Origin of the sequence: Bacillus sp. FSL W8-0519, from assembly GCF_038005585.1 — a bacterium.
In the GTDB taxonomy this organism is placed as follows: domain Bacteria; phylum Bacillota; class Bacilli; order Bacillales; family Bacillaceae_G; genus Bacillus_A; species Bacillus_A paranthracis.
Genome location: NZ_JBBOTL010000001.1, coordinates 1,045,472 through 1,069,998, shown reverse-complemented (window position 1 = coordinate 1,069,998; position 24,527 = coordinate 1,045,472). Strand labels below are relative to the sequence as shown.

Annotated in this window: 28 protein-coding genes and 3 pseudogenes; 12 read left to right on the top strand and 19 right to left on the bottom strand. The window is 32.5% G+C overall.

The features are described from left to right. Positions 1–13 precede the first annotated feature (13 nt). On the top strand, positions 14–871 hold the full coding sequence (locus NST14_RS05525; RefSeq protein WP_098947152.1) for a CheR family methyltransferase: 858 nt from the start codon (positions 14–16) through the stop codon (positions 869–871). Between the two features lie 38 nt (positions 872–909). On the opposite strand, the gene NST14_RS05520 is transcribed toward NST14_RS05525, so the two are convergent. The 5 genes from NST14_RS05520 to rsbV all read right to left on the bottom strand — a co-directional run bounded on the left by NST14_RS05520 (position 910) and on the right by rsbV (position 4,305). Next, a complete protein-coding gene (locus NST14_RS05520) occupies positions 910–2,052 on the bottom strand; it encodes a fused response regulator/phosphatase (RefSeq protein ID WP_000025560.1) in 1,143 nt (380 codons plus the stop codon). Between the two features lie 175 nt (positions 2,053–2,227). Then, positions 2,228–2,668, bottom strand: a complete 441-nt coding sequence (locus NST14_RS05515) for a ferritin-like domain-containing protein (RefSeq protein WP_000017748.1) — start codon at positions 2,666–2,668, stop codon at positions 2,228–2,230. 70 nt (positions 2,669–2,738) lie between these two features. Further along, a complete protein-coding gene (sigB, locus tag NST14_RS05510) occupies positions 2,739–3,515 on the bottom strand; it encodes an RNA polymerase sigma factor SigB (RefSeq protein WP_002163732.1) in 777 nt (258 codons plus the stop codon). Next, positions 3,478–3,960, bottom strand: a complete 483-nt coding sequence (rsbW, locus tag NST14_RS05505) for an anti-sigma B factor RsbW (protein ID WP_000970573.1) — start codon at positions 3,958–3,960, stop codon at positions 3,478–3,480. Before rsbW ends, sigB begins: the two co-directional genes overlap by 38 nt. Positions 3,961–3,966: 6 nt before the next feature. Next, a complete protein-coding gene (rsbV, locus tag NST14_RS05500; protein ID WP_001996861.1) occupies positions 3,967–4,305 on the bottom strand; it encodes an anti sigma b factor antagonist RsbV in 339 nt (112 codons plus the stop codon). 197 nt (positions 4,306–4,502) lie between these two features. On the opposite strand from rsbV, the gene NST14_RS05495 reads away from it, so the two are divergent. Continuing rightward, the gene (locus tag NST14_RS05495) at positions 4,503–4,703 is read left to right on the top strand and encodes a hypothetical protein (RefSeq protein WP_000390993.1); all 201 of its coding nucleotides are present in this window, start codon (positions 4,503–4,505) and stop codon (positions 4,701–4,703) included. A 180-nt stretch (positions 4,704–4,883) separates the two neighbouring features. On the opposite strand, the gene NST14_RS05490 is transcribed toward NST14_RS05495, so the two are convergent. The 3 genes from NST14_RS05490 to NST14_RS05480 form a co-directional block, all read right to left on the bottom strand. Continuing rightward, on the bottom strand, positions 4,884–5,135 hold the full coding sequence (locus NST14_RS05490) for a GlsB/YeaQ/YmgE family stress response membrane protein (protein ID WP_000522902.1): 252 nt from the start codon (positions 5,133–5,135) through the stop codon (positions 4,884–4,886). 75 nt (positions 5,136–5,210) lie between these two features. Next, positions 5,211–5,411, bottom strand: a complete 201-nt coding sequence (locus NST14_RS05485; RefSeq protein ID WP_000004269.1) for a CsbD family protein — start codon at positions 5,409–5,411, stop codon at positions 5,211–5,213. 50 nt (positions 5,412–5,461) lie between these two features. Further along, on the bottom strand, positions 5,462–5,851 hold the full coding sequence (locus tag NST14_RS05480) for a general stress protein (RefSeq protein WP_073536576.1): 390 nt from the start codon (positions 5,849–5,851) through the stop codon (positions 5,462–5,464). Positions 5,852–5,962: 111 nt separating this feature from the next. Here NST14_RS05480 and NST14_RS05475 point away from each other — a divergent pair, with 111 nt between their 5' ends. Beyond that, positions 5,963–6,331 carry a VOC family protein gene (locus tag NST14_RS05475; RefSeq protein ID WP_000545705.1) on the top strand — a complete coding sequence of 123 codons (369 nt, stop codon included), beginning with the start codon at positions 5,963–5,965 and terminating at the stop codon, positions 6,329–6,331. 95 nt (positions 6,332–6,426) lie between these two features. Further along, positions 6,427–6,882, top strand: coding sequence for a hypothetical protein (locus tag NST14_RS05470; RefSeq protein WP_000754259.1), 456 nt, complete (start codon positions 6,427–6,429; stop codon positions 6,880–6,882). Positions 6,883–6,968: 86 nt separating this feature from the next. Here the strand turns inward: NST14_RS05470 and NST14_RS05465 are convergent, their stop codons facing one another. Then, positions 6,969–7,382, bottom strand: coding sequence for a hypothetical protein (locus NST14_RS05465; protein ID WP_000120200.1), 414 nt, complete (start codon positions 7,380–7,382; stop codon positions 6,969–6,971). Positions 7,383–7,707: 325 nt separating this feature from the next. Between NST14_RS05465 and NST14_RS05460 the strand changes: the two are divergent. Then, positions 7,708–7,782 (top strand): annotated as a pseudogene (locus tag NST14_RS05460) (YjcZ family sporulation protein); the annotation flags it as partial. Positions 7,783–8,082: 300 nt separating this feature from the next. Next, on the top strand, positions 8,083–8,322 hold the full coding sequence (locus NST14_RS05455; RefSeq protein WP_000700215.1) for a DUF2798 domain-containing protein: 240 nt from the start codon (positions 8,083–8,085) through the stop codon (positions 8,320–8,322). A 449-nt stretch (positions 8,323–8,771) separates the two neighbouring features. Here NST14_RS05455 and NST14_RS05450 read toward each other — a convergent pair. The 3 genes and pseudogenes from NST14_RS05450 to NST14_RS05440 all read right to left on the bottom strand — a co-directional run bounded on the left by NST14_RS05450 (position 8,772) and on the right by NST14_RS05440 (position 11,959). Further along, a pseudogene (locus NST14_RS05450) lies at positions 8,772–8,942 on the bottom strand (hypothetical protein). A gap of 246 nt (positions 8,943–9,188) precedes the next feature. Beyond that, a complete protein-coding gene (locus tag NST14_RS05445; RefSeq protein ID WP_000823726.1) occupies positions 9,189–9,806 on the bottom strand; it encodes a DUF6241 domain-containing protein in 618 nt (205 codons plus the stop codon). Positions 9,807–10,222: 416 nt separating this feature from the next. Next, positions 10,223–11,959: an S-layer homology domain-containing protein gene (locus NST14_RS05440; protein ID WP_229143255.1), complete on the bottom strand. Its 1,737-nt coding sequence runs from the start codon at positions 11,957–11,959 to the stop codon at positions 10,223–10,225. Between the two features lie 964 nt (positions 11,960–12,923). Here NST14_RS05440 and NST14_RS05435 point away from each other — a divergent pair. Continuing rightward, on the top strand, positions 12,924–13,139 hold the full coding sequence (locus NST14_RS05435; protein WP_000833256.1) for a hypothetical protein: 216 nt from the start codon (positions 12,924–12,926) through the stop codon (positions 13,137–13,139). Positions 13,140–13,827: 688 nt separating this feature from the next. Here the strand turns inward: NST14_RS05435 and NST14_RS05430 are convergent. Further along, positions 13,828–14,109, bottom strand: coding sequence for an LCI fold-containing protein (locus NST14_RS05430; protein WP_000473834.1), 282 nt, complete (start codon positions 14,107–14,109; stop codon positions 13,828–13,830). Positions 14,110–14,386: 277 nt separating this feature from the next. Here NST14_RS05430 and NST14_RS05425 point away from each other — a divergent pair. Then, positions 14,387–14,461: pseudogene (locus NST14_RS05425) on the top strand (YjcZ family sporulation protein); the annotation flags it as partial. Positions 14,462–14,611: 150 nt separating this feature from the next. Here NST14_RS05425 and NST14_RS05420 read toward each other — a convergent pair. Both NST14_RS05420 and NST14_RS05415 read right to left on the bottom strand, forming a co-directional pair. Next, positions 14,612–15,736, bottom strand: a complete 1,125-nt coding sequence (locus tag NST14_RS05420) for an HD-GYP domain-containing protein (protein ID WP_016716670.1) — start codon at positions 15,734–15,736, stop codon at positions 14,612–14,614. Between the two features lie 309 nt (positions 15,737–16,045). Beyond that, a complete protein-coding gene (locus tag NST14_RS05415; RefSeq protein WP_000566279.1) occupies positions 16,046–16,375 on the bottom strand; it encodes a hypothetical protein in 330 nt (109 codons plus the stop codon). 350 nt (positions 16,376–16,725) lie between these two features. On the opposite strand from NST14_RS05415, the gene NST14_RS05410 reads away from it, so the two are divergent. Together NST14_RS05410 and NST14_RS05405 are read left to right on the top strand one after the other, a co-directional pair. Next, positions 16,726–17,208 (top strand): GNAT family N-acetyltransferase, encoded by a 483-nt coding sequence (locus NST14_RS05410; RefSeq protein WP_229143259.1) that lies wholly within the window; start codon positions 16,726–16,728, stop codon positions 17,206–17,208. 363 nt (positions 17,209–17,571) lie between these two features. Beyond that, the gene (locus tag NST14_RS05405) at positions 17,572–18,381 is read left to right on the top strand and encodes a CPBP family intramembrane glutamic endopeptidase (protein WP_229143260.1); all 810 of its coding nucleotides are present in this window, start codon (positions 17,572–17,574) and stop codon (positions 18,379–18,381) included. A 207-nt stretch (positions 18,382–18,588) separates the two neighbouring features. On the opposite strand, the gene NST14_RS05400 is transcribed toward NST14_RS05405, so the two are convergent. Together NST14_RS05400 and dhaK are read right to left on the bottom strand one after the other, a co-directional pair. Continuing rightward, positions 18,589–18,939, bottom strand: coding sequence for an SH3 domain-containing protein (locus NST14_RS05400; protein ID WP_000946187.1), 351 nt, complete (start codon positions 18,937–18,939; stop codon positions 18,589–18,591). A 222-nt stretch (positions 18,940–19,161) separates the two neighbouring features. After that, the gene (gene dhaK / locus NST14_RS05395; RefSeq protein WP_229143261.1) at positions 19,162–20,913 is read right to left on the bottom strand and encodes a dihydroxyacetone kinase subunit DhaK; all 1,752 of its coding nucleotides are present in this window, start codon (positions 20,911–20,913) and stop codon (positions 19,162–19,164) included. Between the two features lie 178 nt (positions 20,914–21,091). Here dhaK and dhaS point away from each other — a divergent pair, with 178 nt between their 5' ends. Continuing rightward, positions 21,092–21,658, top strand: coding sequence for a dihydroxyacetone kinase transcriptional activator DhaS (gene dhaS / locus NST14_RS05390; RefSeq protein WP_000204221.1), 567 nt, complete (start codon positions 21,092–21,094; stop codon positions 21,656–21,658). Between the two features lie 19 nt (positions 21,659–21,677). Further along, on the top strand, positions 21,678–22,676 hold the full coding sequence (gene dhaQ, locus NST14_RS05385) for a DhaKLM operon coactivator DhaQ (RefSeq protein WP_229143262.1): 999 nt from the start codon (positions 21,678–21,680) through the stop codon (positions 22,674–22,676). A gap of 99 nt (positions 22,677–22,775) precedes the next feature. Here dhaQ and NST14_RS05380 read toward each other — a convergent pair whose 3' ends face one another. Together NST14_RS05380 and NST14_RS05375 are read right to left on the bottom strand one after the other, a co-directional pair. Further along, entirely contained in the window at positions 22,776–23,414 is a 639-nt protein-coding gene (locus NST14_RS05380) for a VanZ family protein (protein WP_229143263.1), read from the bottom strand. A 232-nt stretch (positions 23,415–23,646) separates the two neighbouring features. Next, on the bottom strand, positions 23,647–24,300 hold the full coding sequence (locus NST14_RS05375; protein ID WP_229143265.1) for a DUF2306 domain-containing protein: 654 nt from the start codon (positions 24,298–24,300) through the stop codon (positions 23,647–23,649). Positions 24,301–24,527 lie beyond the last annotated feature (227 nt).

Genomic DNA, 24,527 nt, shown 5'->3' with positions numbered 1-24,527 from the left:
AGGTTTCGTTTCAGTGGAAAATAAGTATTATAATTTTGATCCATCAGTAGATGCGGATAAGCGTACGAACTTAGAAATTGACTTACTATTGGAAGCGGTATTTAAACTATCAGGATTTGATTTTCGCCAATACGCTCGCACATCTATTTATAGACGGATTTGTAATCGAATGCAAATTTCTCATATCCCTACCATTTCAAAATTAATAGAAAAAGTAATTCACGAGGAAGGGGTTTTAGAACAGTTATTAAATGATTTCTCGATTAATGTAACTGAGATGTTCCGTAACCCTATCTTTTTTAAGGCGCTAAGAGAGCATGTTATTCCTGAATTAAGAAAGCATCCTGAAATTAGAATTTGGCATGCTGGATGCGCAACTGGTGAAGAAGTATTATCCATGGCCATCTTACTTCACGAAGAAGGATTAAGTGAAAAAGCTGTTATTTACGCAACAGATATGAATACAGACGTGTTAGAAAAAGCAAAACAAGGAATCCTTCCGTTAAATAAAATGCAAACTTATACGAAAAACTATTTACAAGCTGGCGGTACACAAGCGTTTTCTAACTATTATTCAACGGATAGTCGTTTTGCTTATTTTAATCCTTCACTGTTACAAAACATTATTTTTGCACAGCATAATTTAGTAACTGATCAGTCTTTTAACGAATTTCATATTATACTTTGCCGTAACGTTTTAATTTACTTTACAAGTAAACTTCAAAACCAAGTACAGCAACTATTTTATGAAAGTTTAAGTCACAATGGATTCCTATGTTTAGGAAATAAAGAAACCCTTCGTTTCTCGGATATCATGCCGCATTATACCCAATTTAATCCGAACGAACAAATCTATCAAAAAATACAATAAAAGCGTATGAAATCCTCTATTTGGATTTCATACGCTTTTTATTTCGCATTCGCTTGTATCATAATGAGACACATATCATCTGATTGTGCTTCCTTCTGTTCTTCCTTGTAAAACCCTTCTATCTCTTCTTCTAACTCTCCCCATTTTCTTTCTGTAAAAGTACGTAATTTCTCTTCAGCCTCAAACTCATCACTTGCTATTGCTTCAAGAACACCATCTGTAAACAATACGATTTGAGCGTTCTTTTCAAAAGGTATAACTGTCTTTTCAACTTTTATTTCATCAAAAAACCCTACCGCACAACTTCCGCGATTTAGTTCAACTACATTTGTTTCATCAACTAAAACATATCCAGAAGGATGTCCTGCATTTACATATTCAATCGTTCTATCTTCTGTATTAACTACTAAATATATCGCTGTAAAATAATATGGAATATTGTCATTCTCATTATGTAAAAGAGTCATATATTTATTTAAGTCTTTCATAACGAGTTCTGGGTCGATTAAACTTTTAATCGTTTCACGTAATACAGACGAAATGAACATGCAAACTAAGGAAGCGGATACACCATGTCCCATCACATCTAATAATATAATACCGTAGCGGTTTTCATCGATTTTATACCAGTAATACATATCTCCAGCTAGTTTAAATGAAGGTAAGTAACTTGCTTCGATTTTTATGTGTTCTTCTCTTAATGGGCTACTTAATAAGTTTCTTTGTACTTGCGTAGCTAAATCTAGTTCATTCCGAAGATTTTCTTCCTGTTCTTTATGCCAATTTAATTCCGATTTCAAGCGTAATGCTACACGCATACGCGCTAACAATTCAACTTTATTTATAGGTTTCGTAATATAATCCATTGCCCCCATATCAAGAGCTTCAGCTAATTTATTCGCATCTTCTAAAGCTGTTACAAAAATAATAGGAATATCTTTAAACTTCTCCTCTTTTTGTAATCGCCTACAAACTTCAAGTCCATCAATTTCAGGCATCATAATATCTAATAGTATTAAATCTATTTCATTATGCCTGGAAGAATCTTTTCCAAAATGGATGTATTCGAAAAGCTCTTGTGCAGAATTCAGCGATACAAGATCCTGATATCCGGCTTGTTTTAAAATCTTCTTAATTACAAAGATGTTAACCGGATTATCATCTACAATTAAAATGGACACAAGTGATTTCCCCTTTTCTTATATAAAATGTAAATCGATTATTATTTTCTATTTTTCTAGTATTACATACTCAGTTATAAAATAAAAATTTCCTACTCAAACATATTTTTTATATAGCAAAAGAACAAACCCCCAGAAATGAGAGTTTGTTCTTTCACTCTATAAGTTTCCACTTTTAATTTAACACCATTGCTTTATCACTTAAAAGACGATCCAATTCTTCCATATGATTTGTTTCATCTGCGATCATATCTTCTAACTTTACAACTAACTCTGTCATATTTAATTTCGCTGCTTGTTCTTTTCTCTTTTCATAACGCTTAATTGTTTCATATTCTGACTTTCTAGCTTCTTCTAACATTTCTCTAACGTCTTCTACTTGTTTCACTGGTAAAGGGATCGTAGTAGGTGTACCACCTAACGTCTTAATTTTCTCCGCTAAATATAGGGCATGTCCTTGTTCATCACTAATTTCAGATTCAAAGAAAGGTTTTAACACTTGTCTATATATACCAGAAACTGTTGCTGCATTATGGTTATACATAATAATTGCTGAGTATTCTCCTGCTAAATCTTCATTCAATCCTTCGATTAGTTCTTTCACATCGTGTGACATTTTTATATCTCCTCCTATACTTAATACGTACCCCTTTTCTCATGTTTTAAACATCATTATTTTAAATTTTTTATGTATCTAAAAATGCGGCTTGCTTCAATTTACTTATCGCTTGTCTTTTAATACGAGAAACGTGCATTTGTGAAATACCTAACCGTTCTCCTGTATCCTTTTGATTTAAATTCTCTTCAAATATATAATGAATAACACTCTTTTCCGTTTCATTTAATACATTAAAAATATCCTTTAAAACGAGACGCCTTTCTGTCTCTTCATATCCTTGCTCTACTTCACCTACAGATTCAATTCTCGCTACCGAACTTCCATCAGATGCATTTTCAACTACATCATCTAAGGAAGATACTCGATAATTATTTTTCGCATCCATAATTTCTAGTACTTCCTCTTCGGATAGTCCTAAATGATCCGCAATCTCTATAATTTTCGGTGAACGTTGCAAATGATCTGTTAGCTCCTCTATCGCAAGTTTAATTTTTCCGCCTAAATCTTTAATTCGCCTTGGAACGTGAATGCCCCAAGTTTTATCGCGTAAATACTTCTTTATTTCCCCTACTATCGTAGGTATTGCAAAAGGCTCAAAAGCATTCCCTATCGAATAATCATACCTTCTTATTGCGCCTAAGAGCCCTAGCATGCCTACTTGTATAATATCCTCATGCATCGGCCCGCCTTTTGAATAGCGATATGCAATGGAATATACGAGATTTTTATAATGATCAACTAACCTTTCCTGTGCTTCATCACATTGGTTTTGTTGAAATTCTGCAATTAGTTTCATAACGTCTTCTTTAGTAAGATTCGTAGGTTGAGATTGGATTTCCATCATTCTCCACCTGCTCTCTTTGTATATATTTTGTCATTAAAACTGTCATGCCCTCATCATGCATGATTTGTATATCATCCATTAACGTATTAATTAAATATAAACCTAAACCATTTTCCGGCAAATGTTCTACTGGTTTACTAATATCATACGGACCAACTTTCCTTTTTAAGTTATTAAAATCAAAGCTAACCCCATTATCAGCAACCATAATTTCTAATCGATCTTCATATAGCCCAAAGACAATTGCAATTTCTCCAACGTCTTCTTTGTATGCATGTTGTACAATGTTTGTACATGCTTCACTAATAGCAATTTTCATATCTTCTATATCGTCATAAGCAAAGCCCATTCGATTCGCAACACCAGCCATCGTTAAACGAATAATAGCCACATATTCTGCCTTTGCAGGAATTTTCATTTCTATCTTTTCAAATCTCTCCATCATCCCTAGTCACCTTCTTTCTACTTTTTCAAAATCGGAATTCAAATTTAATATTTCTGTTAACCCTGTAATATCAAATAATCTTTTTAACCTTTTAGATACACCAATAAACTCTAGTTTTCCATCATTTTTCTTAACTGCTTTTAATAGCGCTATAAAAACACCTAAACCTGTACTATCCATATACTCTACCTCAGTAAAATCTACTACCATATGAACCTCTTTTTCGCTTGCAATAGGCATCATCTTATTTTTTAAATCTGATGCCGTATATGCATCAATTTCACCATTAAGTTGTACCGTATACCCTACATCATTTTGCAAAATATTTATTCCCAAATTCATCATTTCCGCCCCCTTATCTCAAACTACTACTATGTTAATTACCCATAAAAATTAGTTTTAAACATATTTTTTTATTTTTATTATAAATAAATTTTCCACACCTTTCTCGGCTTAACACGTAAAAAATACTACCAAATGTTTAAACCTTATAAATTTGTGTATATATAATCTATAAACATTATTTTTAGGGGGATCTATCTATGGAAGAGCACAATTTTAAAAAAGGAGATTTTGTTCAATTTTCTTATCGACACGATCATGCTACAAAATTAGTTGGTTCCATTATTAATATACTAACGAATACAATTGTAGTTGATATAGGTAATAACGAGGACTTATCTCATATAGAACCAAGGCAGGTCGTAAGAATAAACGCTTGTAAAAAAGTAACGATGGCTTAATACATAAATAGAAAGTGTAATTTCAATGAGCGGGGGCCTTCATCCCCCGCTCATTCCTATGCAGATTACATAAAAAAGCATCCAATTTATTTGAATTGGATGCTTTTTTATGTATATTTATCATTCTATTTACTTTATAACTATATATAATAAACTTAAGATTACTATTCATTATCATACTTACGCTTTCCGTAGCATTCTAGAGAAGAATGTAACGATTAAAATAAAGACAATTGCACCTAATAACGCTGGAAGAATAAAGATGCCTCCCCATTCAGGACCCCAATGACCAAATAACGCACTACCTACCCAAGATCCGATTAATCCGGCAATCACATTACCAACTATACCTAAAGGAAAGTCTTTTCCCGTAATCATTCCAGCTAACGCACCAATAAGTCCACCTACAATACACGTAATAATAAGTCCCACAATTAACCCTCCTATATTCGTTTTATATTGTATTTATCAAGCTTTGGTATGTAACCAAAGCTTGATAAACATGTATTATTCTTTATTATCCAACCCATCACTTATCTTCTGTTTCACTTTTCCGACTTTTTCTTTTATCGTTCCCTTCGTCTTGTCCCACTTCCCTTCATTTTTCAACTTTCTATCTTCTGTAACTTCACCAATTCCTTCTTTTACTTGTCCCTTTGTCTTTTCCACTTTACCAGTAATTTGTTCTTTTAGTCCGCTCTCACTCATATTTCCCATCTCCTTTTCGTAATAGATTTATAGATTTACAGGATACAAATTTAAATAGAATACACGCATCTTCTTTCTTGTAACCATTCACCGACTCTCTCTAAATCTTTAACGAATAACAAGATTTTCCCTTCATCCAGCTTTTCTTCGTAGAAGTTCGCTTCTTCCTCATTAAGCCCTAACTCCTGCATCTTATTTCTTAACTGATCTCCCGTTTTTTGAAAGACGTTAATAATACTTGTCCCAAGTCCCTCCTCTTGTATACCAATTGTATTCACGTCTGCATTGTCTGCGATTCTATCTGTCCTTTCTTTCTCGTGTGTTAATACGTAAATATCTTTTTGGTCTATTCCTTTCTTTACTAGATCATTCGCCGCATTCATGACCTCTTTCTCCGTAATAAATTCATATACAAAAGGTTTCCTATACTTCGTTTCCATCTTTAACTTCCTCCTTTAAAATGAATTATTTGTTATATTATATGTAGTACACCTATTTTCGAAATGTTAAACATAAAATTTGAAAAAAAAAAAATGAAAAGGAGAGTACATATGCACTTTCGTCTAGAGTTATTTGTAGAAGATTTGCAAAGATCTATTCGTTTTTATGAGGAAATCCTTACCCTTGTATTCTCAAAAAAGAATGCAACTAGTGCAATGATTAAACTAGGGGATTTTTCTTTATTATTAACCCCTGATTATATTCTCAATGAAAATCATTATTTAAAAACAGGTGGACTTAAGCCAAAAGGTAAAGGTGTTGAAGTTATCATGGTTTTTGATAATATTGAACAAATATACCAACATGTATTAGAAAAAAATTATCCAGTGGAATCTAACCTTAAAATGCAATCTTGGGGAATGAAGGATTTTCGTATTGTAGACCCTGATGGTTATTATTTACGGTTAACCTCCTCTTGAATTTTCTCTATCCTAAAACTAGTAAAATAAATCCTCTTACAATAACTACCTAAATTAACAGAAAATTGTTATGATTAAGCCAAGGAGGGGATATAATGAAAAAAACCACTTATATATGCGCTCTAACCGCTCTATCTTTCACTTTAATAGGCTGCACAAGCACCTCAGCTACAGATAAAGCTTCACAAGCTAAGCAAGAACAGAAACAAAATGCCTTTCAATTAAACTCCGCAAACATTACAGATATCGAAATACTTCAGACAACCAATAATACTACTTCTAAATCTCAAACAGACAACGAAGAAATGATACAATCTATCGTTTCCGCAGTTCAAAAAGGCACGCCTAAAACAATCACTTTAGATCAAAAAAAGCGAGAATCGGCACATTCTACTATTACCGTTACATATAAAGATGACACAAAAGAAGAATTTCTTGTTTGGGTTGATAATAATGAGAAAATTACGATTGCTAAAGATGAGAAGAAGGATAAGGTTGAAGGTGTAACAGTGAATATTAAAGATGTAAAAATGATGAAGGATTTCTTTTAAAATTTTAATATAATTGATGTTAAAAAAGAGTAGGATGTAATCCTACTCTTTTTTAATCTTGTCCAATAAATAAACTTTTATAAAAGCTATTTAAGATCTAATTTTGCTAAATCATGTTGTAAAACATTATTTCCTTCTTGTGGGTTAAATACGATTGCACTAAGACCAAAAACATTCGTAACAACATCTCTATCTTTCGAACGAATGATTCTTACTTCATAAGCAAAAACACCTGAAGAAAGAGCTGCTGAACGAAAAGTAACACGTCGATTAGGTGCCAATGTTTGTGTTGAAGGGTCTACTAATGGTAACAATACCGGAGAACCCGATGACCAATCAAACATTTCAACAGTTACTGTATGAGTATCATCTGGATCAACATTCATAGCTTCCACAGTAAGAAACAACGTAGCGGAATGTCTACGTAATACACCCGTTGACAAAGTTTCATTGTGGTGTTTATGATGTTTTTCAGGAGGATGATCATAGCCATAACTCATACCAATCCCCCCTTTCATTTACAATTAAGGATAAGTATTCCTTACAATATATAATGCTAGTATTATTTTAATGAAAGGTATAAAAGCGGATTTCTATCTGTGTTTTTGGAAATTTTATTCCCCACTTATTCCCTATTAATAAATAATATAAATTCTCCTATTTTGTCCTTGAACTCCTTCAAAGAATAAATCTATTTTGAAAAGAACCTGCTCCATTCATAAATACATAAAGTAAATGGAATCCGTTAAAACACATAATTGATCCTTTGTTTTCCCCCTCCTATTTAAAGGAGGAACTGTTCTCGGCTTTGGTGATAGTTATGGCTTCGCGGGAGGATTTGCTTTATTAGTTGTATTGTTTATTTTATTAATCATCATTGGAGCTGCTTGCTTCTGCTAAAAAACTATTGGAAAAGACATGCGATATGCAGAGTTTCAAGTGCAACTATTACTTTAATGATGTAATATTACATTCGCCCCCAAAATGAACTTCGATGCTATAAAAAAGATAAAGTGTTCATTTATACAACCTTAGCTTGATAGCAATATCATGAGTTCCCATCCCAGACAAACTAGTTAACATCTCAATAATTGCTATTGCAGAAAAGTACAACAAGCTGGACAACATAGATTTCAAACTGTAAGATTAGATGTTGGTGAAATCGGACAGCAAAGTATATATAGAAAATAGGTGTTAATTTTGAAAATCAATAAAAAATTTGAACCGATAATTTTTAATCTCTTTATGATTTTAGGTATATCTAGTATTATCTCTTTCGTCATGGTTTCAATGAATGTTGGGTATACAGCTTTATTTCTCAAATCATGGATAAAAACATGGGCAATTGCTTTCGTGCTTGCATTTTTAGCTTCTAAATTACTACCCTTTGTAGTGAAAAGGATAATGAAAATATTCATATTTGTTGAGAAGGATGCTTAAAAATAAAGTGATGTACTACTCTAGTTCATTTAAATGAAAAGAAATAATCATCACAAAACTTAACCTAGTAAAATGTTTCAACTCAAAGAAAGGTACTTGAAAAGTTGTCTTTTCTTTATATGTTAAAAAAGCTCGCCTATTTCCGTAGGCGAGCTTTATCTTTATTACACAATAAGAAAGTATACTCTCTTTTTCTCGGAAATTTTATGTAATTTTACATATTCATGAACATACATGTTTTGATGGACTTTATCTATATACTCATGGCAGTAATCCATTAAAAATGTATCTTCTTGAAAGCAAAACTCTCTTTTAGAAAAAAGAAAAGACACCCTAAAGTGCCTTCCTCCGACTTGAACCATCTTAATTTTAATAATATGTATTGGACTCCCATCCAACTATTATTTTACCATGTTAAGTTGTTTTTGTTTATTGAGAAATACAATAATTTATTTATGCTGACCGTCTGTATGAGATCCTTTGTAGTCCATGCAGCGATTAACAAGAGAACAATAGCCGTGATAAACACCTAAAAGTCCTTGCTTGAGCCACATAGATAATGCGGCATTTGAGCCAATGGTTAGAAACATAAGCATGACTGTGTATTTATTAAATCTCATTATAAGCAATCTCCTAGTGGAACTGCGCATAAGAAAATTTCACCATTCATTTATCACGTAAAAAATGGTATTAAATAAAATTTAGATTCCTTATTTACAATTAAAATCTATATTTTTAAAAATGATATAGAAGAGGGCATGAGTAAAATTATGCACTAAGCCAATGTGATACTATCTCCGAAGGAAATACCGTATTGCAGAGTAAAAACATTGTACTTCCTAGTGGAGTGAAATTCAGTGTTATTTTTATAACTCTCCATGTTTCCATTCTTTATTATGAATATCTAATCCTTCTTGACCAAAGAAATGGAGAATAAATTCTTTTTCATCACTAACAGTTTTTTTAGCTAGTTTAGATCCTTCCATACTTTGCTTTGTTCCAGAACGTAAATAATGAATTTCCCTAAAGTCTTCAACTGCAGATTCGAAATTTCCATCGTACCATTTGTTCAGAATAGATTCATATTTGGGTCTTTCATCATTATTGATAACATTTAAGTTGTTTTTTAAGTATTGAATGTTTTCTTTTATCATTTGAAACCGCCCTACATCACGAGTACCAGAAACATGAAGATTATTTCCATTGAATGTGAGTTTTTGTAAAGACATATGTATCATCATATCATTTATCGTTTGCTCGTTTTGGATTTCACCAATCGACTGTGCCGCTTTAGATAATTCATCTTCACTTACTACATAACTATCTTTTTGTTGCTTTTGAATGGTTTGAACTTTCAATTTTTCCTGAACCTTTTCTTCTTGTTTAGGTTTTGATTCAGTTGCAGCCTTCTCATTTGAGCTACAAGCAGCCATTCCCATAAGCAATGTACTGCATGTTAACGCCGTAAGTAACTTTCGTTTCATTTTTTCACGCCTATCTGTATTGGTTATTTTAAATAGATTTTTTAGAATGTAAGATTTCTCATCTCATAGTAGCAAACAATTCGTTTGTATATTGTCATGTTTTGTCGAAGGATAATAAAAAACACCCTATGGTGCCTTTCTCCGGCTTGAATTATCTTAATTTTAATAATATGTATTGGACTCTCATCGCCTATCAAGCTAAGAAAATACAACTACCCCAGAACGAGATTGTATCCTAACTTACAATAAAAAAGTTCATTTTTTCGTTTTGGGGTAATTTAAAATTTTTAAGTTAATAGGCACAGGGCACGCTCTATAAAGCATATTTTTTGAACGGTGTAACATATAAATAAAATGATATGTTAAATTAAGTTATAAAAAAACAACCTAGATCCCATAGGATCTAGGTTGTTTTTTTACATAAATGTAATCGTCACTAAAGAATATCCTTCTTTCGCATTATACGGCTCCGCTTTATAAGAAACACGGTTTGCTCCTTGCGGATAACCGATTTCTCCAATTGCTTTTTTCACATCTTGCAATGCGCCATTCATTGATTGTTTATAAAGGATTTCGATCTTTGGTGACTTTTCGTTATAACGTTGCTGCATTTTATTTTTTAATTCGTTATAGTTATTTGCGATGTATTCATTTCCTAAATAGTTTAACTTTGTATCTTTTAATATTTGCTGATAGGCAGGGATTTTCGTACCACCTGCAGCAATTTTATTTGTTAATGTACTATAATAATTTGTTGTAGCTTGCGGATAGTCCCCGCGGTTCCACTCATGATTTCTTGCGATTTGCTCATCTGATAAGTTGAAATAAGAATATGTTACGCGGCCTTGTTCATCTGGCACAGGATCATCGAATGTTGTATCAAGGTGATACCATTTGTTTTCGATTTTCACTAAGTTCCAAGCATGAGGCTGACCGTCTCCAGTTCCTACTACAAAATGATTCTCAATTCCTGCTTCTTTTAATAATTGATAAGTTAATAGTGCGTAACCTTGGCAAACCGCAGAACGATTTACGAGTGCTTCATATGCTGTGTAAGCTTTATAAGACGTATCATAAGAAACATGTTTTACGACATAATCATGAATCGCTTTCACTTTTTCGTGATCATCCATCCCAACTTGTGTAATAGAAGAAACAATTGCCTTCGCTTGCTTCATTACATATTCTGTTTGTTCTTTCGTTTCACGATATGTAATTTTTAGCGTAAACGTATAATTTCCAGGTGATCCAGAAAGTCCATATGAAACATTCGATCTATTATTATTTGTATACTCATTTTTACTTGCCACTTCTTTATAGGCGTTAAAAAGTGTATTCATCACTTCTTTTGTATTACTATTTGTCGTTTTATATGGAAGTGTAATATTCGTTTCGTACGCATTAATACGCTTCTGCACTTCATCTTTGAATGCTGCTAATAGTGCTGCATCTCCTGTATTTTGCACCGCAACCGCAGGCTTTTTATACTGCAAAGCATTATATAAAAACTGTGCATATTGTTCACGCGTTACCGTTTTAGCAGGTTCAAATTTCCCTTCGCCTGTACCAGATGCAATCCCGTTTGACTGCACCGCACTAATTGCCCCTTCTGCCCAAAAACCATTCGGAACATCATTAAATGTATGCTTTTGCTTAGCCGAAACTTGAAAAGCATTTTTAATAATTTGCGCCATTTCTGCACGGCTAACAGAATCTTTCGGTCTAAAACCTCCGTTTCCATCCCCGTTAAAAATCCCTAATTTCGTTAACGTTAAAACCTCTTCTGGAAACAATGTGGATCCTGAGCGAATATCTCGATACGGATTGTTTAAAGTAGATCCATCTTGTAATACGTAACGAGCACCATCATTACTAAACGCACCACCTTGCTTATTCGGTAACAACGCACGATAAATTAAAGCTGCAACTTGCTCTCTCGTTGCAACATCACCGAAACCAAACTTCCCATTTCCATAACCAGAAATAATATTTTTACTCGATAAATCTTTAATCGCCGGATACGACCAATGCGACGTAGGCACATCAGAAAAAATACTTGCCTCAGCTGCTCTCACATCACTACCATTTGTATATAGTAAAGCACCACCAATAAGTGATAATGATGTAATTGATTTTAGTAGTTTTGTGTACATAATTCCTTCTCCCAATATCGTTTCTATTTATGTTATTTTTTGTCGAAAAATCTAAAAGAATATGACAAAACATATTATACTATTAAAATTTTTTGAGGGATATATTAGGTTTTGAAATATGCAAAAATTCATATTGTTATAGGGATTCATGGTGATATTATGTTGTTTTATTTGTGGATATATAAATAGTAACCCGTTATAACTCCCTCATGATAATCTCTAATTTAGTATTGAAATTCTCTAAATCTCAATGTATTATATTTTTGTATTTTCTCAGTTTCCCAAGCCGAGAAAACATCATCACTTCTAAAAGGACCCGAACTCCAGGGGGTCCTTTCTTTTATTCCTCATTTTTATAAACGTATTTATCGTTTTATCTAGTACAATACTAAGAGACTCTCGCGTTTGCTTTCGTGCCATATCATCACTTATTTCATTATACAAGCTACAGCCATTTCTAATTTCTGTGGAGCGATGTATTGCCTTACTAACCCTAAACCAATCGTATCATTTATTAAATTATCTATTATTATAATCTAATTTATAAAACATGAATTCCTTCGAATAAAACTCAATATTATGTCCATAATGTTGATAGGCTGTATGCCAAAACCCATTTAGTTTTCTCTGTATCTCCTTGTATTGAGCAGTTAGCCTTTGCTAGCTGCTCTTTTATTTGTAACCTTGTTAGACAAGTTTTCATATAATGTAGTCATTCCTTTCTTATAAATTAAGCTCGTCACTTGAATTATAAAAATGGGATTATATCCTATAACATTTTCAGGAATTATCCATATTTTATTTCTGAAAAAGTGCTTTATTTTGCTGAAAGGTGGTTGCGGAAACAACCGCCTTTTTATTTATGGCAAAATGAGATTTCTATTACGATCTATTACAAAGTATGTTATTACTGGTACAATCCGGTATAATAAATACAGATCAAATATTGAAAGGAAATATGACAATGAAAAGATATTTGAACTTCATTTCACTTTTCTTAACTGTACTTGTAATAATTAATCTTACAAATATACATACGAAGTACCAATTCTTTATAGGTGCATCTATAGCAATATGTTTAACTATTATTTCTACAAATGAAATTATAAAATTCCTTGCTACTAGTAGCTTATTAGTTTATGGATTTGCCGCTTTTACTTATTTAAGTATTGCTTGCTAACTTTCAATTTCGTTTTGTATTAAAATAACATTTTTATTTAACTTCATCACGTTAAGTTATATAGAAAACTATATATAATTGAATATTAAAAATGTTATTTCGATTCTAATATAGAGGCACATACGACTTTTTTCTTTGTTTATGGAGTTCTTACATAATAGTAAGGACCTTTTTTATTTCAAACACAATTTGTTCATTTTTTTGATACATTTATGAAACATTCATGTGTTATCTTCAGTACGTTCTATTCTTTTTATAATGTCGTGTGAGATATACCAAAACGTGAAACCCTAGACCCCTTAAACCTAGGGCGATTTTATTTAATTACTAGTTTTCATCAACCCGAGAGCTTAGTAATTACCTCTTCAGGCTCAACTCTCTCCCTTTTGAGAATTGAGCCCTTTATTTATAATATTATCTCCATACTTCCTACTTATTTGTACAAAATTCTACTTCAACCTCTCCCAAAAACTTTAATATCACATAAAGCTTACGTAAAGATTGCTATAATTCAATTTATCCCTCAATAAACGTTATATAATAAAATTGAAAATATCCAGTTTGCATACAATTGTCTTTCTGTATGACATATAACTCTTTTGCTAAGAGAAATCCTAGCTTTTTTATAGAGAATCAGTTTAAAAATCAAAAATAAAAGAACCTCAATACATGAGGTTCAAAAACTCTACTATTTTAAATTACCTTCGTAAAAAGCAACTCCATTTTGAACATGCTTTAAATACCATGTAATCGTCCCGCCACAAACATTTTCATTAAAACTATTAGCATATACTCCATTTGAGTAATAAAGAGTTCTTTTAAATTTACCATTAGAATACTCATAAGGAATTGAGCATGCTGCTTGCTTCGGAGAACTCACAGCTTTTTGCGTATCAGCTGAAGCCGCTCCAATTCCTCCTGTTAATGCAATACCAGTTGCCAATAGCCCTACTACTAATTTCTTAAACATAATAAATCCCCCTTTAATAGTTTTTATAGCTTACAACTTAAATGTATCACTTTTGTAATTTATGTAAATATCTTGAATATGTAGAAATATTTATTTAACTCTTGGTAATATTAGGATTTTATTTTATCAAATGAAAAATAGAGGAATTTAGAGAAGTATGTAACAGTGCATAATAAAGTGAAACCTTAATCAGTGGGGGGTCTTTATCCTCCACTGATTATTAGTTGAACCAATCGGACTTTTATGGGCAGTTGATCCCCCACCTAACTTCTTTGCTTTCGCTGGAGGATTTGCTTTATTAGTTGTATTATTTATTCTATTAATCATTATCGGATGCAGTTGTTTCTGCTAAAAAACTATTAGAAAAGGTACCTATATGGGTACCTTTTCTTTATATGCCTTATTCATTATCTAGTTCCAAATTTTTATCACGATTGAATTTGTTTTTTCATTTTTCGTATTCATCATACCTGAAATAAGAATCGATTTCAGACATGTGTTTTTAACGAAAAGAATTGGGGACCATTTTTTCCCACAAAGGAAATACCTTTTTGAAAATCTCTACCATGGAAGGATCAAATTGTGTACCAGATCCTTCTATAATACGTCTATACGCTTCTTCAGGAGATAGAGCCGAACGATACGCTCTTGAAGAAGTCATCGCATCAAAAGCATCTGCTATTGCAACAATTCTTGCGCATAATGGTATTTGATTTCCTTTTAGTTTTTGAGGATAGCCCTTTCCATCCCATCTTTCATGATGAGAAAGAATTATATCTTCGCTACCTTTTATTAAAGATATATTTTTAAAAACTTCTAATCCTAATTGTGGGTGTGTCTTAATAATATTATACTCTTCTTCTGTAAGAGAAGATGCTTTCTTTAAAACCTCATCCGGAATACCTATTTTCCCTATATCATGTAATAAACAAATAAAATGAAATTGTTTTAAAAAATTATCATCATATTCATTTGTTTCTTTAGCAAGAATCGTAGCATAATTGGCTACACGTTCACTATGTCCTTTCGTATATTGATCCTTTAATTCCATTATCCTCATTATCGATAAAGCTGTTTCTTTCATTTGTTTTTCATAGGATGCTTTAATTTTTTGTACTAAAAATTTTAATGAAAGAAATACAAAAAATGACGTAACAAAAATGATTAGAAACAATAATATTAATGATATTGGATAATTAATTTCAAAATAATAAATAGCAATTAAAAATCTACATACCATACAAATAGATACCGTTAGAAGATAATGAATACTTAAAAATAAAGGTGCAGAAATTACTAGGAAGCACTCTAAATATGGGATATGTAAAGACGAACCTGGATCACGTATAAACATAAGATCATATGCCAAAAGATAAATAATACTAACACCAAGAAAAATATATTTTGTAAACATTTGTTTATTCATTTTTTGTAAACACTTATTACATAAAAAAAATGAAATGAAAATAAATAAAAATACGAGTTCAAATAAAAGCTTCTCTAGTGTAAAATCCTTTCCAAGAATAAAATGTTGATAAATATTATCAAACAAAAGAGTACTACAGGGAATAAATAGAAACATGTTTATCGGTTCTTTCGTTTCAATATTTTTAATCCCTTTCATCATTTTACACACCGCCAAACTTTTTTAATAAAAACATAAGTTCATATAGATATTATTAATAATATCCAAGAATAGATAATAGTGCAAAAAATACCCTTTCTCATAACCTATAAATGGGGTACCGCCATGATAGGAATGTATAAAGAGATGGATAGGGTTATAGAAAAAGAAAAAGGCGAATTCCTTTTGAAGTTTGGAATTCGCCTTTTTCTTGCTACCGATAATGAGACGTTATATTAACCTCATATGTATAGAATATACAGTAAACTAAAAAGGAAAATTTTACATTTTTTATTGTTTCTTATAAGTGAACTATTTGTATTCCTGTCTATATAATTTAAACGAATAAATAGCTCCAATAAAGAATACAAAAGCTTCAAATAATATAAAGATTTGACGGAAATTCTCGATATCTTTACCAACTAAAGAAATAAATATTGCATTCATTAGAATTTGAGTAATAAACATACGAGAAGTAATTTTTAAATAAATAGCATTTGTTCCTTCATCTGGTTTACCAATTTTTTTGTAAATAATAATAAGTGCAATTACTGAACCTAAAAATAGAAGTGCTGTAAGTCCTACAACAATATTGAAATTCCCTGTACTTTCTAACATCCATTTATTTAATAAATCAATCATTATTATCTTCCTTTCCTACATAAGAGAATATTTCTTTCTTCTTTTTCACTATAATAAAAAAAGAAAAAGGAAAACATCGAACTTTCTTACAAACATTCTTGTATTCTTACAATTTTGTCATTTTGCAAATGTATTCATCGCCTTTCCTTTCATTATTTTCTTTGGAAAGCATAGTGAATTACGAAATAGAGCGCTACATGATCAACTTCCAAGAAGTAGTGCACGAAACCTCTTAATTCATGCAATTAGTATGTAGAATACTAATGAGTTATTGATTAAGAAGATAAAGGAATAAGAAATACGATAAAGAATTAGAATAGATAATGTAAAAAATGGAAAGAGGGGAAAAGATGAATCTAAAATTAATAGATGTAACAGAAGAAAATTTCTTTGAAATTATTAATTTAAAATCAGATAAACTTCAAGAAAAACACATTCAAATATATGAAAGATGGGTTGGTTCAAATGCTTTCTTTCTTGCAGCTTGCCAAACGTTTGGGTTTACTCCGAAAGCTATATATGATAATGATGTTTTAATAGGTTTTGCTTCGTATGGGTTTAGAAATGAAACGAAGCAATATGAGTTAATTAGTATGATGCTTGGCCATCAATATCAAGGGATAGGGTATGGGGTTCCTGTTTTAAAAGCAGTAATAGATATTATGGTTCAGACGTACAAATGCGAAGAAATATTCTTATCGGTTATTCACGATAATGAACGCGCAAAGCGGATTTATGAAAAAGTGGGTTTTAGGCCAACAGGAGAGATTGAAGAAGGACACCATCCAGAATTAGTTTACTGTTTAAAATTAAAAAACTATGTAAATGTATAAAACTATATATACCTCTAGTTCTGTATAAATCTTTTCATTTTCTGGTTTTTGCTCCATATTCTTTAACATATGAAGCAAAAAAATTAATTTTGTGTAGTTTATTTTTGTTAGCATGATAGCGATGTGGTACTCCCCCTGTTAGTAGTAATTTTAATATCACTATGGATAAATTACTTTTAGAACTTTACTTCCAAGAATGAATTTTATGTGAACAATTAGTTGAAAATTCCCTTTATTAATTAACTAAGTAATATTTTGAAAGAACATATAGATATAATAGAAAGAATACTCGGTGCATCATCTCAACGCGCTGAATAGGTACATTATTGCATGTTAAAAATTTAACTTAAGGTGGAATTGTATATGACTGAAGATAAAAGACTGAAAAAGCCGGTGGTAAGTTTTATATTACTAACCAACATTATTTTTTGGCCACTTTTTCTGCTTGTAGGAATTACAAAGTTATTACATTTTCCAACTTGGATTTTTGATGTAATGCTCTGCATATCAGCTTGGTCTTCCACTTTTGCTTTTATGTTTCTATTTAAAAGAATTTATCCTGGACAAAGTTTTATTCAATTCGTAAAAGATAGATTTAAAAATAAACTTAACTACTCTATCGTTCTTACTGTCAGTATGATTCAAATAATTATATTTTTGACGATGTTGTTTCTCATTTCGACTAATAGTGAAGCAGACTCTATTTTTAATAGAACTACATGGGGCGTGTTAATTTATTATGTTGTTAAAACTATTGTATCTGGACCACTAGGAGAAGAATTAGGGTGGAGGGGTTTTGCATTAATGGAGCTCCAGAAAAAATACTCACCATTAAAATCTTCCATCATTATTGGTTTTTGGTGGGGAATGTGGCATCTACCTATATGGTTTACTACAGGTTTTACAGGCAGTAATTTAATCAAATATATTTTATTTTTTATGATTGCAATTATATCTACTACAATTATCATGGCAACATTTTATAATTTAAATCAAAATTTAATTATTCCAATGATCATCCACTTTTTCTTTAACTTATTTATTGGCATAATCAATGGACAATTAATTGAATTAATTATGTATACTGCAATTTTTTATTCCATAGTTGCGATTTTACTTATAATTATAAATCCAAAGAAAGTTTTATATCGAAGATACTATAATTTTTTATAATTCTTGATTTCTCACTCTTCTTGCATGATAAATTTCTCCATACTAATTAACAACTAATATTAAAACTATTAATCCAATAAATCCCTAGAAAAAATGGTTATCTATACACTAACTTAGTTAAATATGGATATTTTTCAAGGAGATAAAAAAAACTAATCCCTATAAGGGATTAGTTCAATATCTCAAAAGCTATTATATTACATAGTTTTATGAGCAAACGTTATATAATGTTGTGTGGGATACATAACCTGTCATCCCTTTATAAGTAACTTTTAACCACTGTTTAGAATTACTATAATGCCCTTGAACATACTCACCTGTTACCCATGTGCCAGTAATTTTCTGACCACTAGTAAATGTATGTAAGACAGGTGATCCCACAGTGTAACCACTGCGCATCTTTGCACCATATGTACCTACCGTACCTCCCTTGGCACAAGCTGCTACTACTGTTTCATTTTCAGTAGTATTCGTAGCCGCGAAAGCAGAGCCGTTAAATGTAAATAAAGTAAACATAAAAGCTGTTAATAAAGTACAAATAGATAAGCGACGTAACAAAATAAATTCCCCCTTTTTTTATAATTTCTTTCTTCACAAACGATTATCTTAAATATTCTAATTATTTTCAATATATTAATGTTGAGAAATATTAGTTGTATTTTTGAAATAAAATTTTATCAAAAATAGTAACAAACTCATATTTTACAGAGAGCCCGAAAATAGTCTTCTACCAACTATATAAAAGCCCCTTCACCTTAAGGCAAAGGGACTTTCTCATTCCTATTTCAAACTACCCGCAATCTCCGTAAAGATAACTCCAAGCGCATGTGCACCTGCATCTGGGTAGCCTAAGCTTCTTTCACCAACTGTACCGGCGCGGCCCATGCGAGCTACGATTTCTTTCGTATACTCTGCTCCTTTGACCGCTGCTTCTGCTCCTTTTTCAAAGGCAGTTTTCATGTCTTCTTCGCTTGAAGCGCTAGCTAACCAAGAGTCTACACATGGAGCAAGTGCGTCAACAAGTGTTTTGTCACCAACTACCGCTCCTCTGCCGAATGATCTTTCACCGATAGATTGTATGCCTTGCAGTGCTGCTTGCAACATTTCAGCAAATTCTTTCACTGTTAACTCACGCTTCTCGCCTGCTGCTTTACTAGCTGCGCGGAATGCACCGCCCCAAATTGGACCAGATGCGCCGCCGCAATGTTCCATAATAATCATGGAACAACCGTCAAGGAATGATCCGATCGTTACGTTTTCTTGTTCTACAATCGAATGCCACTCACGTTTTAATTGCTTAAATCCTTTTGCTACACTCATTCCGAAGTCTCCATCACCTGCATGCGTGTCTAACTCACAGAATGGTACTTCATTTTTAATAATACTATCGCTCATTTTATCAACGAGATAAATCATGTTGTTTAATGTAATAACATTATCTTTAATCACAGCGTGCTCTTCCGCTGTTTCTAGTTCAAATGAAACTTCCTTCTCTTCTGTCTCTTCAAGTACATTTACATACTCAACACTTTCAACTGGCCCATCTACTTTAAACGCTGGTGTATTACACTCTTTTGATAGTAATGTTTTTAGCTCGTCATCTAGCTTCATCACTGTTAAAGACATACCAGCCATATCGATACTCGTCATATAATTGCCGACAAATACTCTATTAATTTTAATGTTTCTAGCAGCTAGTTCTCTCGTCACTGCGTTGTTAAATAAGTAAAGTTCTTGCAGTGGTGTTCCGCCAAAACCGTTAACTAGCAGTGCGATTTCCTCGCCGTCTTTTACTCCTAAATCTTTCATTAAATCATTTGTCATACGGTTCGCTAATTCATCTGCTGACAGCATTTTTTCACGTTTAATTCCTGGTTCGCCGTGAATACCTACGCCGTATTCCATTTCATCTTCCGCAAGTGTGAAAGTAGGTGATCCGCTCGCTGGAACTGTACAAGAAGTTAACGCTAAACCGATTGTGCGCACGTTAGCCGCTGCTTTTTCCGCTACTGCTTTCACCGCTCCTAAATCCATACCTGCTTCCGCTGCTGCACCGGCAATTTTATGGACTAAAATAACGCCCGCAACGCCGCGGCGTCCTACTGTGTATAGACTATCTTCTACCGCAATGTCATCGTCTACTTTTACATAGTCGACTTCGATTCCATCTTCAGTCGCTAAATGCGCACCGTTTTTGAAATTCATAATATCGCCGCTGTAATTTTTAATAATTAATAACGTACCTTTTTTACTAGCTGTCTCTTTAATCGCTTGGTACACCTGAATTTGTGAAGGCGAAGCAAACACATCTCCGCACACTGCCGCATCTAACATTCCCTTTCCGACTAATCCCGCATGTGCCGGCTCATGACCACTACCGCCTCCGCTAATTAACGTTACTTTATTTTCGTTCATTTCTTTCTTCTTAATGACTTTATATTTTTTCAAAAGCTCAAGCTCTGGATGAGCCATAACCATTCCGTTACACATTTCCATTACTAATGTTTCTGGTTTGTTTATAACCTTTTTCATTGTAGTTCTCCCTCAATTCCTTTAATATATTATGATATATTTGAAATCTTCTTCTTACTATCCATGTTAAAATGAAAGCGTTTTATAGTAAACGGACAAAATGGACAATCTGTCTAAAGACACCGCTCTCATTTATAGATAGGATTTTTATATTACTAACATTCTAGGGATGATTGAGATGACCTCTTCTATAATTTCTAAAAAGATAATTGCGAACTCATTGAAGTATTTAATGGAAACAGAGTCGTTTCATAAAATATCAGTGAGCGATATCATGTTACACTGTCAAATGCGTAGGCAAACTTTTTATTATCATTTTAAAGATAAATTTGAACTATTAAGCTGGATCTATAGAGAAGAAACGAAAGAAAACATTATCGACTTTCTCGACTATGAAACGTGGGAAAACATTTTCGATTTATTATTTGATTACTTTTATGAAAATCAAAAATTTTACCGAAATGCTTTTAAAGTCATTGAACAAAACTCGTTTAATCACTATTTATTTGAGCATACGAAAAACTTATATATGAAGATTATTGATGAACTATCCGTGAGCTGCGGATTCAGCCTTTCTGATGAGACAAAAAATACGATTGCCTCCTTTTATAGTCACGGCTTCGTTGGAACGATAAAAGATTGGATTGAAAGCAAGTGCGAAGTAAATCCTTCCATTATGTCTTCTCTCATGAAAAATATGATAAACAATCAATTACTACTATTACTGGAGCAATCAGCAAAGTAATTAAAGGGTGGCAAAAGCAATGAAAAAGATTATGAATGATGTACAAAATATCGTTCAAGATATGATGCATGGCTTTTATTTTGAACATAACGACAAAGTAAATTACGACGAAACAAATAACATCATTTATGTAAAAGATATCGAAAAAATGACGCAAGACGTCGCGATTATAAGCGGAGGTGGTAGCGGACACGAACCAGCTGATATTGGTTATGTAGGAAAAGGAATGCTTACGGCGGCCGTAAACGGCAGCATCTTCACTCCGCCTACAGTGGAACAAATTGTGGCGGCAACTCGCCTCATGCCAAAAGAAAAAAGTATACTATTCATCATAAAAAACTTTAAAGATGACGTAGCTAACTTTTTAGCGGCAGAACAAATCGCAAAAGAAGAAGGAAGACAAATTGACCACATCATCGTAAATGACGACGTTTCAATTGAAGATGATGCTTCTTTTAATAAAAGAAGACGCGGCGTCGCTGGTACTGTTTTCGTTCAAAAAATATTAGGTGCGGCCGCTCTTGAAGGTCATTCTTTAGAAGAACTAACAACACTCGGCCGTTCTGTTACCGAGAACTTACACACATTAGGAGTCGCCCTTTCACCTGCAAACGATCCAGTGAAAGGTAAAGCTTCATTCACATTAAACGATGATGAAGTCTTTTACGGTGTCGGCATTCACGGAGAAAAAGGTTACCGTAAAGAAGCACTATCCTCTTCTGAAATATTAGCGATTGAACTAATGAACAAACTTAAAAGCATTTATCGCTGGAGAAAAGGCGACAACTTCGCCATCCTCATTAATGGACTCGGAGCCACTCCATTAATGGAACAATACATTTTCGCAAACGACATTCGCCGTTTATGTGAGCTGGAAGGATTACATGTGAAGTTCGTAAAAGTCGGTACCCTGCTCACTTCTTTAGACATGAAAGGTGTTTCACTCAGTTTGCTTAAGGTAGAGGATTTGGATTGGGTGAAGTGGTTGAAGGCGGATGCTCGAGTGGGTAGTTGGTAAGTAAGAATTATGATGATAAAAGCCTTTAACTATAACAAGTTAAAGGCTTTTTGCACATTGAAATATCGCACGAGCGTTCAAAAGAAATTCGTAATCACCTCACTGAAGGATGACAGGTCTTCCAAATAAAGCTGGATAATAAATTAACATCGCACCTACAAAGGAACACACTAAACAAAAAACAGCCTCGTATTTTATAACAAGAGAAGAGTTCGTATCCAGCTGTTTTTCCTTTCTTTTAAATATCAGTTTAAACAAAACGCTATATAATAAATACCCAATAATCGCCCCGAGGGTGTTCGTAAATAAATCATCAATATCTGTAATTCTATTATTTAACAATTGATTTAACTCAATTGCCAATGAAAAAAAGAATCCCGCACATACGGTTTTTTTCATTTTTCTAAACTGCGGCCAAATAGTCGGTAATAAAAAACCGAACGGCATAAACAATACAATGTTCAAAAGATACGTAGTACTACCCGCCGTATCAAATAGAGTCAAGTTAATTTGATTTACACGAATCCACGTTTCATATCTACTTATATCCCATACAGTCGCAATCTGCGTCACCTTATACACTAACGAAAGGTAGAATAGAAAAACATACACCCATAGAAAATGCCGAATAGATATATTGTTTTTCGCTTTAAAATAAAATCCAATTTGAAATAAAATACAAAACATAATTGTAAAAAAATAAGTATACAAATAACTCATTAAAACTCCTGTATGCATGTGGAATCCCCTAACTTTACATTTTCATCTATGACTTTGTTGTTTATAGGATAGGAGAAACTTTTAAAATAAAAAGTGGGGTAAATATAAAATTTTTCTTAAATTTCATATTGGGTTTTATTATTACTCTTATTAGGAATCCACTATTCGTTGTTAGATAGCAACATGCTTACACCTATAAAAACATTAAACTACTGAAGAATTCTTTCCTCAATATGACAGCAGATTCACATCAAAAATGTAAATCCTCATTCCCCTCGTATTTTCCTTTATTCAGTCTTTTTCTTATGAATAATTCTGCAACAATTACATTAGGTACCCACGCTAACCAAGCAATAATAGCGTAACTAAGTTCAAACCGCTCTATTCCAAATAGAGCGATAAACAGCGGTAGCCAAATTCTTAATGTAACTGCCGCAAAGGTTAAAGAGTAATTTCTGATCATCCAATTTCGATGGTCTTTCATTTTTTTATTCTTAACTCTATGTAATGCTTGATATGCTGATGTTAGCCAAAATACGGATAACAAACCGAAACCCAGTTTCGCTACCAATCCTCCTGTAGCATAAAAGGATAGGTATAGTCCAGAAAGGCCTCCTAATAATATACCAACCATATAGATTCTCCCCATTATTCGATGACGATTGATATTCCTTTCTCTAAATTTAGTCGATAATGTAAACGGACCAATTACTAATGCTACTATACTCGTTGTAATATGTGTAAATAACATACTATACCAGAACTCACTTAATTTAGATCCAAACATAAGCTTGGCTTTTACAAGCCCTGTTTGAAATCCATCCATAATAAAATATTGGACAATAATATAACCAGATACTAAAAGAGCAAAACAAGTAAATACAAACCAAATTTTCCTGTTCAAATTTCACTGCCTCCCTATTACATTCATGGAAATTAGATTATACGTTACTGTTCATTCTTGTAAAAAATAGAAAATCCTTCTAGACAAATGAAATACCTCTGAAAAAAGGACATGTAATAGATTAAGATTTCCAAAAATAAGGAATATATATGTTATATTGTTAAAGGTACTGAAATGGGGGGTCTAATGGATATGTTGCAACAAGTAATAGATACATTTAAAATGAG